This is a genomic window from Streptomyces klenkii (assembly GCF_003626645.1).
Classification (GTDB): Bacteria; Actinomycetota; Actinomycetes; order Streptomycetales; family Streptomycetaceae; genus Streptomyces; species Streptomyces klenkii.
The window spans coordinates 254,630-266,954 of sequence record NZ_RBAM01000002.1; the positions used below are offsets into that span (position 1 = coordinate 254,630).

Annotated in this window: 14 protein-coding genes; 10 read left to right on the top strand and 4 right to left on the bottom strand. The window is 73.5% G+C overall.

All coding sequences use genetic code 11. The annotated features are described in order from the left end of the window. The first annotated feature begins 110 nt into the window (after window positions 1-110). The 3 genes from D7231_RS04485 to D7231_RS04495 all read left to right on the top strand — a co-directional run bounded on the left by D7231_RS04485 (window position 111) and on the right by D7231_RS04495 (window position 1,144). Window positions 111-473, top strand: a complete 363-nt coding sequence (locus D7231_RS04485) for a WhiB family transcriptional regulator (protein ID WP_030366211.1) — start codon at window positions 111-113, stop codon at window positions 471-473. Beyond that, entirely contained in the window at window positions 470-796 is a 327-nt protein-coding gene (locus D7231_RS04490; RefSeq protein WP_120753614.1) for a hypothetical protein, read from the top strand. Before D7231_RS04485 ends, D7231_RS04490 begins: the two co-directional genes overlap by 4 nt. 132 nt (window positions 797-928) lie before the next feature. Further along, window positions 929-1,144: a hypothetical protein gene (locus D7231_RS04495; protein WP_391473888.1), complete on the top strand. Its 216-nt coding sequence runs from the start codon at window positions 929-931 to the stop codon at window positions 1,142-1,144. Window positions 1,145-1,162: 18 nt separating this feature from the next. Here D7231_RS04495 and D7231_RS04500 read toward each other — a convergent pair whose 3' ends face one another. Both D7231_RS04500 and D7231_RS04505 read right to left on the bottom strand, forming a co-directional pair. Next, window positions 1,163-2,542, bottom strand: a complete 1,380-nt coding sequence (locus D7231_RS04500) for an ABC1 kinase family protein (protein WP_120753616.1) — start codon at window positions 2,540-2,542, stop codon at window positions 1,163-1,165. Between the two features lie 47 nt (window positions 2,543-2,589). Continuing rightward, window positions 2,590-3,771 (bottom strand): ThiF family adenylyltransferase, encoded by a 1,182-nt coding sequence (locus tag D7231_RS04505; protein ID WP_241999565.1) that lies wholly within the window; start codon window positions 3,769-3,771, stop codon window positions 2,590-2,592. Window positions 3,772-3,940: 169 nt separating this feature from the next. On the opposite strand from D7231_RS04505, the gene D7231_RS04510 reads away from it, so the two are divergent. The 4 genes from D7231_RS04510 to D7231_RS04525 all read left to right on the top strand — a co-directional run bounded on the left by D7231_RS04510 (window position 3,941) and on the right by D7231_RS04525 (window position 7,925). After that, entirely contained in the window at window positions 3,941-4,537 is a 597-nt protein-coding gene (locus tag D7231_RS04510) for a M48 metallopeptidase family protein (protein ID WP_120753617.1), read from the top strand. 153 nt (window positions 4,538-4,690) lie between these two features. Then, complete coding sequence (locus D7231_RS04515; RefSeq protein WP_120753618.1) at window positions 4,691-6,448, top strand: TerD family protein; 1,758 nt, start codon at window positions 4,691-4,693, stop codon at window positions 6,446-6,448. Window positions 6,449-6,465: 17 nt separating this feature from the next. Further along, the gene (locus D7231_RS04520; protein WP_120753619.1) at window positions 6,466-7,149 is read left to right on the top strand and encodes an AIM24 family protein; all 684 of its coding nucleotides are present in this window, start codon (window positions 6,466-6,468) and stop codon (window positions 7,147-7,149) included. Window positions 7,150-7,166: 17 nt separating this feature from the next. Beyond that, a complete protein-coding gene (locus tag D7231_RS04525) occupies window positions 7,167-7,925 on the top strand; it encodes an AIM24 family protein (protein WP_120753620.1) in 759 nt (252 codons plus the stop codon). 58 nt (window positions 7,926-7,983) lie between these two features. Here the strand turns inward: D7231_RS04525 and D7231_RS04530 are convergent, their stop codons facing one another. Together D7231_RS04530 and D7231_RS04535 are read right to left on the bottom strand one after the other, a co-directional pair. Continuing rightward, a complete protein-coding gene (locus D7231_RS04530; protein WP_120753621.1) occupies window positions 7,984-8,505 on the bottom strand; it encodes an NUDIX hydrolase in 522 nt (173 codons plus the stop codon). Then, window positions 8,502-9,953: a zinc-dependent metalloprotease gene (locus D7231_RS04535; protein WP_120753622.1), complete on the bottom strand. Its 1,452-nt coding sequence runs from the start codon at window positions 9,951-9,953 to the stop codon at window positions 8,502-8,504. The genes D7231_RS04530 and D7231_RS04535 overlap by 4 nt, the downstream gene beginning before the upstream one ends. A 191-nt stretch (window positions 9,954-10,144) precedes the next feature. On the opposite strand from D7231_RS04535, the gene D7231_RS04540 reads away from it, so the two are divergent. The 3 genes from D7231_RS04540 to D7231_RS36930 all read left to right on the top strand — a co-directional run bounded on the left by D7231_RS04540 (window position 10,145) and on the right by D7231_RS36930 (window position 12,265). Beyond that, entirely contained in the window at window positions 10,145-11,272 is a 1,128-nt protein-coding gene (locus D7231_RS04540) for an SDR family oxidoreductase (protein WP_120753623.1), read from the top strand. Window positions 11,273-11,400: 128 nt separating this feature from the next. Then, a complete protein-coding gene (locus D7231_RS04545; protein ID WP_120753624.1) occupies window positions 11,401-11,868 on the top strand; it encodes a molybdenum cofactor biosynthesis protein MoaE in 468 nt (155 codons plus the stop codon). 226 nt (window positions 11,869-12,094) lie between these two features. Further along, window positions 12,095-12,265, top strand: coding sequence for a hypothetical protein (locus tag D7231_RS36930; protein WP_194962119.1), 171 nt, complete (start codon window positions 12,095-12,097; stop codon window positions 12,263-12,265). Window positions 12,266-12,325 lie beyond the last annotated feature (60 nt).

Consider the following 12,325-nt stretch of genomic DNA (forward strand, 5'->3'; position numbering starts at 1 on the left):
CTTCCAGGGCCGCGGAACCCACACCGGGATCCGCGGCCCTTTTGTTTGCCCCCTCGCCGAGGGGAACCAGCCCGGCCACAAGCCGGAAGACAGACGAGGAAAAAGACACCGTGCAACTCAAGGCGCACACCCCGTCAGTAGCGACCGACCTGATCCCCCCGCCCGTCCCCACGGAGGACACCTTGACCCCCCTCACCGCCCTGACCGACCTCGACGACGCGATCGAGAACCTGGGCACCCCCGTCCCCTGCCGCAGCTACGACCCGGAGGTCTTCTTCGCCGAGTCCCCCGCGGACGTGGAGTACGCCAAGTCGCTGTGCCGGACCTGCCCGCTGCGTGAGGCCTGCCTCGCCGGCGCCATGGACCGCCGCGAGCCGTGGGGCGTCTGGGGCGGCGAGCTCTTCGTCCAGGGCGTCGTGGTGGCCCGCAAGCGCCCCCGTGGCCGTCCGCGCAAGAACCCGGTCGCCGCATGAGCGTCTTCGGCACCATCGACCGCCCCACCACGCACGACCCCAAGAAGCAGGATCCGACCATGCACCGCCACTCCGCCGAGCCCTTCGGCCCCGAATTCCCCCTCCGTGACACCGCTCGCGCGACCGCCTCGCGCCAGAACAGGAACCTCGAAATGCAACTCATCCCAGAAGCCCTGGCCCGTGCCCATATGCACGAGCGACTGAGGGAGGCCGAATCCGAAAGGAGGGCCACCCGGCTGGCCGCCGCCCGGCGCATGCAGCGCCGCGCCGAGCGCGCCTCGATGCGCGCCCGCCGGGCCCTGGCCATGGCGGTCATGAACTGACCCCGGCCGCCCCGGCGGGCCCGCCCGTCACTCTCTCCCACCCCCGCGGGGCCGGGTCCGCACGGACCGGCCCCGCGGGGCGTTCGGGTGCGTTGTGCCCTCCCGGCACCTCTGCGGGGATATCGTCTGGGAGTGGACCAGAAGACGCATGAATCAGTGCAGTTGAACCCTGAGGCCACCGAGACCGACGAGACCATCGCCTGCGCTCGCTGTGGCACCCCCGCCGACGGTGCGCCGCCGACCTGGACCTGCTCCTTCGAGAACGGCCGCCGCCGCTACTTCTGCGACGACTGCGCCCGGGCCAACATCAGATCGATCGAGGGCCGCCTCGACTCGGCCTGGTGGTGAGGCCGGGCGCCCGGCCGATCAGGCCGGCGTCTCCCGGCTTTCCCCGGCCGGGTCCCCGCCCGCCGCCGCGAAGCCGGGCACCCACGCCTCCATCTCATCCCGCAGCCGCACGGTCGCGCCCAGCTGGCACAGCACACCGATCGTGCTCGTCGTCACGCGGTGTATCAGCAGATAGGCCGGCGGGAGGTTGAGCTGCCGGGCCAGCTGGTACGCGGGGGAGCGCGGATCGGCGATCCGCGTCGCCTGCGCGCGCATCCAGCCGCGGGTGAAGGTGAACTCCGCCACCTGCGCCGGCTCGATGATCGGCAGCAGATAGTCGAGCACGGCACCCGGATCCAGCTCGATCCCCGGCTTGACGAACCCCTCCTCCCGCAGCAGCTCGTGGACCGCCTCGGCCTCGCCGTCCAGCGTCAGCCGCAGCGCGGTGCCGATCTCCGGCGGGAGGCCCTGCGGCAGCCGGTCGACCGTGCCGAAGTCCAGCACGCCCAGCCGCCACTTCTCCGGCGGGCCGTCGGGGTCGTCCCCGGTCAGCAGCCGGAAATTGCCCGGGTGCGGGTCGGCGTGCAGCAGGCCCGTGCGCGCCGCGCCCGAGAAGAGGAAGCGCGCCAGCAGCTGCCCCGCCCGGTCCCGCTGCTCCCGGGTGCCCTCCGCTATCACCTCCGACAGCGGCAGCCCCTCCATCCACTCGGTGACCAGCACCTGATCGCTCTGGTGCACCACCCCCGGGACGACCACGTCCGGATCGCCCGCGAACTCCTCGGCGTGCGCACTCTGCGCCCGGGCCTCCAGGCCGTAGTCCAGCTCCTCGGAGACCCGGTCCTTCAACTCCGAGATCAGCGGCTTGATGTCCATGCCCGGCACCAGCGGCCCCAGCAGTCTCGCGAACCGGCCCAGCTGGGTCAGGTCCGACAGCAGGGCCTCGCCCGCGCCCGGATACTGCACCTTCACCGCGACCTGCCGGCCGTCGTGCCAGACCGCCCGGTGCACCTGCCCGATCGAGGCGGCCGCCGCGGGCCGGTCGTCGAACTCCTCGAACAGCTCCCGCCAGTCCTCGCCGAGCCGCTCCGCCAGCGCCGCGTGCACCGTCTTCACCGGCATGGGCGGGGCCGCTTCCTGAAGCTTGGTCAGGGCGGCCCGGTACGGCCCGGCGACCTGCTCGGGAAGGGCCGACTCGAACACCGACAGCGCCTGACCCAGCTTCATCGCACCCCCCTTGAGCTGCCCGAGCGTCGCGAAGAGCTGCTCTGCGGTGCGCTGCTGCAACTCCGTCGCGATCAGCTCCGCCGGCCGCCCCCCGATGCGCTTGCCGAGCCCCAGGGCCGTGCGCCCCGCGAACCCCAGTGGCAACGCCGCCAACTTGGCGGTACGCGTGACCGCCTTGCGGGGTAGATCAGACATTCGCCCCTCCAACTAGCTGAGCTGAACAGCCACGCCGCGGACGGCGGTTACCTGCTCATTGTCCCGTGCGATGGCCCCGTACCCGCGGCACACCCGGGTTCCGGGGAGCGTGCCGCGCCGCAGGGGCACCGCGGATGCGGCTCGACGGGCCGCGGGGACCAGGCCGGACCCGGCAGGGCCAGCTCCAGCCGCACCCCCGCGCTCGCCGGGGACCCACCGTCGAGAAAGGCCAGAGCCCGCGCCACGGTCAGCCCCGCCACAACCGTGGCCAGTGCCATGTCGCACGACGGTACCCCCGAGCCGCGGCCCGAACGCCACTGGGCGAGCATCCGCGGCCAGGCCGGATCGCGGCCGGCCCGCCCCAGCTCGACGCAGCCCGCACAGGCCGTCGCCCCGGGCAGCACCAACGGCCCCACCAGGCCGGTCGCTTCCAGGACGCCCGCGTACATGTGCGGGGTGCCGGACAGGACGAGCTCCTGCGCGGCGCCGGGATCGGGCGCATACGCGGCCAGCCCGTCCCTCGGGGCGAACACCACCAGCGCCAGCGGCGGCTCGGGCTCACCGCCCCGCCGGGACCGCCGCCGCGGCTCCGGCGCCGCCTCCCGCACGGCGCGCCGCGCCGCGGTCTCCCGCCGCTCCCCGCACCGCGCGGCGCCCAGCCCGCCCGGCCCCGCGTCCCACGGCTCCACGCAGCCGCCGTCCATCACATCGACCTGCCCCACGCCCGAGGCCGACAGCAGCGCCGCGACGGCCGCGCCCACCCGGCCGGCGCCCCGCACCTGCACCCGCATCGCCTGCCGCGCGCCCATCAGCCGCATCGCATCGCCCGGCCCCGGGTGCAGCACGGACAGCGAGGCCAGGTCGGGCCGCAGCCGCTCCAGCGCCGCCCCCGTCCCCCGCAGGGCCGCCGCCCCCTCGCCGCCCCCGCACGGATCGTCGACCAGCCCGGCTGCCGACAGCCGCTCCACCAGGGCATCCGCCCGCCCCTCCGGCAGGCCCGCGGCTCTCGCCTCCTCGCGCAGGAGCGGCATCCCCCGGGTGCCGTCGAGCAGGCCCAGGAAGCTGCCCGTCGCCGTGTCCACCGGCCCCACCGTCACCGCATGCGCCGGGGCCACCCCGAACTGGACGGTGTCCCGGTTGCGCCAGCTGCGGCGCAGCGCGGGCTTGAGCATGGGATGGGCGGATGACGCGGATTGGTCGTGATTCACGCGCTCTGCGGTCTTCTGCATGGTTCCCCCTCGGTCGGCCCCCAGCATGGACCGCCCGCGCCGCCGCCGTGAGAAGTTGTCCACAGGCGCGGTGTGATGGTCGTACGAATGCTGTTCCTGCGGGGGTCTTTGCCCCCGACAAGGAGCGATGGGCGGGACTTCACGCGCCGGCAGCCGGTAACGTCGGGGCGTGCCCGTCGACCCTCTGCACAGTGCCGCACGACCACAGCGCAGCGCTCCCGGCCCGCTCACCGGTGGCGCCGAGCCGGGTGCGGTCGAGGTCCGGCGGAGCGCGCGCCGCCGCAGGACGGTCTCCGCGTACCGCGAGGGCGACCGCACCGTGGTCCTCATCCCCGCGCGCATGTCGGAGGCCGAGGAGCAGCGCTGGGTCACGACGATGCTCGACAAGCTCGCGGCGCAGGAGAGCAAGCGCATGCTCGGCGACACCGAGCTCGCCGAGCGCGCCGCCCGCCTGTCCGAGCAGTACCTCGGCGGCAGGGCCCGCCCCGCGACCGTCCGCTGGGTCACCAACCAGAACACCCGCTGGGGCTCGTGCACCCCCGCCGAGGGCAGCATCCGCCTCTCGCACCGGCTCCAGGGCATGCCCGAGTACGTCCTCGACTACGTGCTCCTGCACGAGCTAGCGCACCTGCTCGTCCCCGGCCACGGCCCCGGCTTCTGGCGGCTCCTCGACGCCTACCCGCGCACCGAGCGCGCCCGCGGCTACCTCGAAGGCGTGGTGGCCGCCGACCGGCTGCCCCATCTCCCCGCAGCGCGCAGCGAATGAACCGTGCCGGGCCCCGCCGCGTCCCCCATGGGGAGCGCGGCCGGTCCTGAGTCGGATGATCCAGCCCCCAGCCGTTAGCCTGACGCAACGCATTCATCACAGCATTCATCACACGTTTTCATCGCACGTTCGGATGGGGGACGGTCGTAACGCATGGCCAGGGAATTCCAGCGCGGCCACAAGGCCAAGATCAGTGACCTGACGGCGGGGACCGATCTGTACGTGGGCGTGCAGATCGCGGGTCCCGGCCTGACCTTCGACATCAGCTGTTTCGGCCTCGACGCCGCGGAGCGGCTCTCGGACGACCGGTACTTCATCTTCTTCAACCAGCCCAAGTCGCCCGAAGGCGCCGTCCAGCAGCTCGGCGCGCAGGCCGGGGACACGGAGTCCTTCCGCGTCACCCTCGACCAGATCCCCCCGCAGATCCAGCGCCTCACCTTCACGGCCACCCTCGACGGCGCCGGCCGGATGTCGCAGACCGGCCCCGGCTACCTCCGCATCGTCGCGGGCGGCCAGGAAGTCGCGCGCTACTCCTTCACCGGAAGCGAATTCAGCACCGAACGCGCGGTGATGCTCGGCGACATCTACCTCAAGGACGTCTGGCGGTTCGCCGCCGTCGGCCAGGGCTTCGACGGCGGCCTGGAAGCCCTGCTGAGGAACTTCGGCGGCGAGGTGCTGGAGGAGGAGCCCGAGCCCCAGGCGGCCCAGGCACCGCAGGCGGCCCCCGCCCAGGCACCGGCCGCGGCGCCCGCGTTCGCCCCTCCGCAGCAGACGACGCCGCCCCCGGCCTTCGCCGCCCCCGCGGCACCGGCCCCCGCGCCCGTACCGCCCCGGGCCCCCGCTCACCAGGCCCACACGCCGCCGCCCCACCAGGGCTTCCCGCCCCCGCCCGGCAGCACCCCGCCCCCGGCCCCGCCCGCCGGGCAGATGCACGCCGCGCCGACCCTGGCCGCGGGCATCGCCCCTCCGGGCTTCTTCAACGACCCCGGGGCCTCGTCCGGCGGCCATGTCCCGCCGCCGCCCGGCCCGCCCGGCGTCCCCGGCCAGCCGGCCCCGTACGGCCAGCAGCCCGCCCCCTACGGCCAGCCCGGCCAGCAGCAGCCCTACGGCCAGCAGCCCCAGGCACCGCACCAGCCGCCCCAGCAGCACGCGCCCTACCCGGGCCAGCCCTACCCCGCGGCCCCGCAGCACGGCCAGCCCTACCCGGGCCAGCCCGCCCCGTACGGCCAGCCGGCCGGCGCCCCGGGCGCGGCAGGCGTCCAGGCGGCCCTCCAGAAGTACCGGGAAGTGCCCACCGGGCAGCGCTGGACCTTGCAGAACCCCAAGCTCGTCCGCGTCGACCTCGGCGTCGACCAGCAGCCCGTGCTCGCCCGCCAGGGCAGCATGGTGCTCTACCAGGGCAAGGTCGAGTTCGGCTACAAGGGCGCCGGCTTCGCCGGCCGCATCGTGGGCAACGCCACCGGCCAGGAGCTGCAGCTGATGCGCTGCACCGGCCGCGGCCAGGTCTTCCTCGCGGAGACCGCCGCCCACGTGCACCCCATCGAGCTCCAGGGCGACGCCCTCTGCGTCTCCGCGGAGTCGGTGCTCGCCTTCGACGAGTCGCTCCAGCACGAGGTCCGCCGGATCGAGGGCCACGGCATCCCCGGCGGCGCCCTGTTCACCATGCAGTTCCAGGGCCACGGCACCGTCGTCGTCAAGACCCACGGCACGCCCGTCGTCCTGCCGGTCACCCCCTCCACCTACGTGGACAGCAACGCGATCGTCGCCTGGTCCGCAGGCGCCCAGGTGATCATCTCCAGCCAGGTGCGGCTGCGCCGCAGCTCCTTCCCGGGCCACAGCGGAGAAGCAGTGAACCTCCAATTCCGGGGCGCTCCCGGCAATTTCGTCGTCGTCCAGCCCTACGAGGTCTGAGGGAGCCCGCGAAGACCATGAACCAGACACCGATCCAGGGCTACGCCCCCACCCCCGTCACCGCCCGCATGGAGAACCACGGCAGCAGCATGCTGAAGGTCGCCATGCAGACCGGGCAGGACCTCTTCGCCCGCACCGGCTCGATGGTCGCCTACGACGGCTACGTCCAGTACGACCCGAACCCGCCCGCGGTCCGCCAGATGGCCTCCCAGTGGCTCACCGGCGAGGGCGTGCCCCTCATGCGCTGCCACGGCGACGGCCTGCTCTACCTCGCCGACTACGGCGCCGACGTCGTCTGCCTCCAGCTCAACGGCGACTCCCTCTCCGTCAACGGCACCAACGTCCTCGCCTTCGACGCCCACCTCCAGTGGGGCGTCGAGCGCGTCAAGGGCATGGCCAAGTTCGCCGGGCAGGGCCTGTTCAACGTCGGCATCAGCGGCACCGGCTGGGTCGCCCTCACCTCCCGCGGCACCCCCATCGTGGTGGACTGCGGGCGCGGCGACGACGAGACCTACGTCGACCCCGACGCGCTCGTCGCCTGGTCCAGCAACCTCAAGATGAAGGGCAAGCGCAGCTTCAAGGCCTCCTCCCTGATCGGCCGGGGCAGCGGCGAGGCCTACCAACTGGGCTTCTCCGGCGAGGGCTTCGTGGTCGTACAGCCCAGCGAGGACAGCACCGACCGGCTCCGGGCCCGGGGCTGAGGGGGAACGAGGACACCATGCAGAGCCCGCTTTTCGGCTTCACCGAGGCCCAGACGCAGGACCGCTACGCCCTGCAGAACCCGCAGATGCTGCGCGTCTCCCTCACCGGCCACGACGACGTCCTCGCCCGCAAGGGCTCGATGGTCGCCTACCAGGGCCTGATCGAGTTCGACGGCGAGTACCAGACCCGCGGCCAGCAGAACTCCCGCGCCCGCACGGGCGAGGGCCTGGACCTGATGCGCTGCTCGGGCCAGGGCACCGTCTACTTCGCCAACCTGGCCCAGCACGTCCACGTCGTCGACGTCGACCGCGACGGCCTGACCGTGGACGGCGCCTACGTCCTCGCCCTGGACTCCACGCTGCACTGGGAGACCATCGCCGTCGACAGCCAGTACGGGATCTCCGGCACCGGCGCGTACCAGCTCAACATCAGCGGCCAGGGCAAGGTCGCCCTGATGACCTCCGGGCAGCCCCTGATGCTCCAGGTCACCCCCGACCGGTTCGTCAGCGCCGACGCGGACGCCGTGATCGCCTGGTCGACGTCCCTGCGCGTGCAGATGCAGGCCCAGACGTCGTCCTCCGGCGTGTGGCGGCGCCGTGGCGGCACGGGGGAGGGCTGGGAGCTGAACTTCGCCGGTCACGGCTACGCCCTCGTCCAGCCCAGCGAGCTGCTGCCGCCCCAGGGCGCCGAGATCGGCCAGGGGCTCATGGCCCAGTACGGCCTCGGCCAGCAGGGCGCACACGGCCAGAACCAGGGCAACATCTGGTCCAACTGAGCCCGCTGCACGCGTAAGGGGCGGCCACCATGGGTGACCGCCCCTTACACATCGGGCTTTACAGCCGCTCCAGCGTCCTGTTCATGAGCTGTACGACCGAGTCGTCGGCGACCTCGCCCACCTCCGCGTACGGGAACCAGCGCAGGTCCAGCGACTCGTCGCTGATGGCCGCCGTCGCGCCCGCCGGCACCAGCGCCGCGTACTGCACGTCCAGGTGCCAGTTGCAGGGCGACGGGATCGGGTGCCGGTCCAGCCGCACGGGGCCGCCCGGCAGCAGCGTCAGGCCGGCGATCCCGGACTCCTCCGTGGCCTCCCGCAGCGCCGCGGCCTCGACCGTCGCGTCACCGGGCTCGCAGTGGCCGCCCATTTGCAGCCACATCCGCAGCTTGCGGTGGAGCGTGAGCAGCACCTGCCCGCGCGAGGGGTCGATCACCAGGGCGCTCGCCGTGACGTGCCCGGCCTCGCAGGGCTTCCCCATGCCGTCCGGGTGGGCCGCCAGGTGGTCCAGATAGAGCCCGCGCAGCTCATCCTGGTCCGCGTACTCCTTCAGCACGCGGACCGCATCCTCGTGCAGGCTCACTTCTTGTCGTCACCCTCGCCGTCGGCGCCGGGCTGCTCGCCCTTCCCGCCCTCGCTCTTGCCGTCCTCGGCGCTCTTGCTGTCTTCGGCGCTCTTGCCGCGGGCGGCCTCGCCGAGCATCTTGTCGATCTCGGAGAAGTCCAGGTGCTCGCGGTGGACGAAGCCGTCCGGGTCGTCCAGGTCGGCCGCGGTCGGCAGCATGTCCGGGTGCTCCCAGAGGCCGTCACGGCCCTCCGGGCCGCGCGCGTCCGCCAGCGAGGCCCACAGCCGGGAGGCGTCGCGCAGCCGGCGCGGCCGCAGCTCCAGGCCGATCAGCGTCGCGAAGGTCTGCTCGGCCGGGCCGCCGGAGGCGCGCCGCCTGCGCAGCGTCTCGCGCAGGGCGCCGGCCGACGGCAGGTGCGGCGCGGCGGCCGCGTGCACGACGGCGTCCACCCAGCCCTCGACGAGCGCCAGGGCGGTCTCCAGCCGGGCCAGGGCCGCCTTCTGCTCCGGAGAGTCCTCCGGCTGGAACATGCCCTGCTGGAGGGCTTCCTGCATCTGCTCGGGGTGGGTGGGGTCGAGCTGGCCGACCACGTCCTCCAGCTTGGAGGTGTCGACCTTGATGCCGCGGGCGTAGCCCTCGACGGCACCGAAGAGGTGCGAGCGCAGCCACGGCACGTGCGCGAAGAGCCGCTGGTGGGCCGCCTCGCGCAGGGCCAGGTAGAGCCGGACCTCGTCCAGCGGGACGCCCAGGCCCTCGCCCAGCGCCGCGATGTTCACCGGGAGCAGCGCGGCCTTGCCCGCGGGGCCCAGCGGCAGGCCGATGTCGGTGGAACCGACGACCTCGCCCGCCAGCACGCCCACGGCCTGGCCGATCTGCGTGCCGAACATGGCGCCGCCCATGGAGCGCATCATGCCGAGCAGCGGGCCCGCCATGGCCTGCATCTCCTCGGGCAGCACGCCGCCCATCGCCGCGCCCACGCGCTCGGCGACCGGGTCCACGAGCTCCTTCCACACCGGGAGGGTCGCCTCGACCCACTCGGCGCGGCTCCAGGCCACCGCCGTGCCCGAGCCCGACGGCAGCGACGTCACGCCGTCGAGCCACAGGTCGGCCAGGCGCACGGCCTCCTCGACCGCGGCCCGCTCGCCGGAGGTGACGCTCGCGTCCTTGGTGCCGTCGGCGGTGCCCTGCGCGACGGTCTTGCGGGCGATGTCCTTGGCCATGTCCCAGTTCACCGGGCCGCCCTCGTAGGAGAGCATCTGCCCGAGCTGCTGGAAGGCCGCCCCGAGATCACCGGGGTTCATGGAGCCGAACATCGCGGCGAAGGGGTTGTCCCCGGCGCCCTGCCCGCCGAACCCGAACGGATCCGCAGGCCCCTGGCCGCCCCGGCCCTCGCCCTTCTTCTTGCCGTCGCCGCCGTTCTCGGGCTCCTCCGGCGGAAGATTGAATCCGAATGGGGTGTCACTCACGGGTTTCCTCGGCTCGTAGGGCCGCCGGCGGAAGGCCGGCGGCGAATGCCCGACATCACCACCAGCCTAGACACCTCACCGGTATCCGGGCTTGGTGCTTCGCCGACCCGGGGCCTGCGGCAGGATGGACGTCACCTGGTCCGTACGCGTCATCTCTCGTACGTACTGAAGACAACCGCTGGAGACGCCCGGTGAGTTCCCCCGACCCAGAAGTTCGCGCAGCGCGAAACGGTTCCGCGCGAGACAGTACGAGCCCGCACGGCGGCCGACGGCCCGTCGTCGCGGTCACCGGTGCCGCGCGCGGCGTCGGCGCCCTGCTCACGCAGCGGCTCGCCGTGTCCGAGCACATCAAGCAGGTCGTGGCGATCGACGAGCGCCGCGGTGACGTGACCGAGGCGCAGTGGCACGTGCTCGACGTCCGCGACCCGGCGATCGCCGAGAAGCTGCGCGGCGCCGACGTCGTGGTGCACCTCGCGCTCGACCTCGACCTGGAGACCGACGCCGCCGCCCGCACCGCCTACAACGTGCGCGGCACCCAGACCGTCCTGACGGCCGCCGCGGCCGCCGGGGTGCACCGCGTCGTGCTGTGCACCTCCGCGATGGTCTACGGGGCCCTGCCCGACAACGACGTCCCGCTCGCCGAGGACGCCGAGCTGCGCGCCACCGCCGAGGCCACCGGCGTCGGCGACCTGCTGGAGATCGAGCGGCTCGCCCGGCGGGCGCCGCGCGCCCACCCCGGCCTGAACGTCACCGTCCTGCGGCCCGCGGTCCTCGTCGGCGGCACCGACACGGCCCTGACCCGCTACTTCGAGTCGCCCCGCCTCCTGGTCGTCGCCGGGTCCCGGCCGACCTGGCAGTTCTGCCACGTGGAGGACCTGGTCAGCGCCCTGGAGTTCGCCGCCCTGGAGAAGGCCGAGGGCGAGCTCGCGGTCGGCTGCGACGGCTGGCTGGAGCAGGAGGAGGTCGAGGAGCTCTCCGGCATCCGCCGCATGGAGCTGCCCTCCGCGGTCGCCCTCGGGGCGGCCTCCCGGCTGCACCGCCTCGGCCTGACGCCGTCGCCCGCCGGCGACCTCGAATACACGATGCACCCGTGGGTGGTCAGCGGGAGCCGGCTGCACGAGGCGGGCTGGCGGCCGCGCTGGACGAACGAGGAGGTCCTCGCCGAGCTGCTGGAGGAGGTCTCCGGCCGGCACACGGTCGCGGGCCGCCGCCTCGGCCGCAAGGACGCCACCGCCGCGGGCGCCGCGGGGGCGACCGTGGCACTGCTGGGCACCGCCGCGCTCGTCCGCCGGGCCCGCAAGGCGCGCCGCCGGCTCTAGCGGCTCCCCGGGCCCGGAGAGGCCCGCAAGCCCGTACAAGGCCCGCACGGGCCCGTAGGACCGCCCAGGAGCCGTCTCGTACGGCTGTGTGAAAGGCAGGTCCTCGCCCGTCCCCCGCGTACGGCACGATGGGGGTCATGGCGCCTACGTACGATCACCCCGGCGAGCTCGCTGCGGCGGACCCGGTCCGTCTGCTGGCGGTGCGCGACACCCCCCTGTCCGTGGACGAGGTCTTCTCGGCCGTGGGCGACCACGCCGCGGGAGGCACCGCTCTCTTCGTGGGCACGGTGCGCGACCACGACGGAGGCGCGGGCGTCCGGGGGCTCGGCTACTCCGCGCACCCCACCGCGGAGGCGGAGCTGCGCCGCGTCGCGGAGAAGGTCGCGGCGGACTTCCCGGTCCGGGCGCTGGCCGCGGTCCACCGCGTGGGGGACCTGGAGATCGGTGATCTGGCCGTCGTCGTGGCGGTCTCGTGCCCGCACCGGGCGGAGGCGTTCGAGGCCTGCCGGCGGCTCATCGACGACCTCAAGCGCGAGGTCCCGATCTGGAAGCACCAGGTGTTCCAAGACGGCACCGAAGAGTGGGTCGGTGCTTAGGGCATGGGGGCACCTCCCAGCGGTAGCTGGGGGAGGGTGGGCGCTTAGGTCGTGGGGGCACCCCCAGCGGTAGCTGGGGGAGGGTCGGTGCCGATGCTCAGAGAAATGGCCTGAAGGGTCACTTCCGGTTGCGTAACCGGCCCCCTGACGTGAGCGTTGAGTGTGCGAAAGACTAATCTGCTCATCGGTCTTTTCATTGGCGGTGCTCGGGGGTCCGGAGGTCGGTATGGCGGCACTCGTGTGGTTGCTGATTCCGGTTGCCGCGGCCCTCGTTGCTCTCCTGTGGGGCACCTGGGCCGCTCGTAACCGCAAGGCCGGGGACATCTCCGAGCTCGCCGGCTACGCACGGTTCCGCGAGGCGATGGAGCGCTCGGATTCCGGTACCGGAGTCTCCTGACGCGCCCCCGGGCTCGCGCCGGAGCGCGGGCCCCTGACCGGGAGCCCCGGGTGGCCTCCC

Excerpts from the sequence above, each read along its gene's own strand:
- D7231_RS36930 (WP_194962119.1), top strand. The coding sequence starts at position 12,095 with ATGGCGGCACTCGTGTGGTTGCTGATTCCGGTTGCCGCGGCCCTCGTT.
- D7231_RS04525 (WP_120753620.1), top strand. The coding sequence starts at position 7,167 with ATGCAGAGCCCGCTTTTCGGCTTCACCGAGGCCCAGACGCAGGACCGC.
- D7231_RS04515 (WP_120753618.1), top strand. The coding sequence starts at position 4,691 with ATGGCCAGGGAATTCCAGCGCGGCCACAAGGCCAAGATCAGTGACCTG.
- D7231_RS04545 (WP_120753624.1), top strand. The coding sequence starts at position 11,401 with ATGGGGGTCATGGCGCCTACGTACGATCACCCCGGCGAGCTCGCTGCG.
- D7231_RS04505 (WP_241999565.1), bottom strand. The coding sequence starts at position 3,771 with ATGCAGAAGACCGCAGAGCGCGTGAATCACGACCAATCCGCGTCATCC.
- D7231_RS04500 (WP_120753616.1), bottom strand. The coding sequence starts at position 2,542 with ATGTCTGATCTACCCCGCAAGGCGGTCACGCGTACCGCCAAGTTGGCG.
- D7231_RS04490 (WP_120753614.1), top strand. The coding sequence starts at position 470 with ATGAGCGTCTTCGGCACCATCGACCGCCCCACCACGCACGACCCCAAG.
- D7231_RS04520 (WP_120753619.1), top strand. The coding sequence starts at position 6,466 with ATGAACCAGACACCGATCCAGGGCTACGCCCCCACCCCCGTCACCGCC.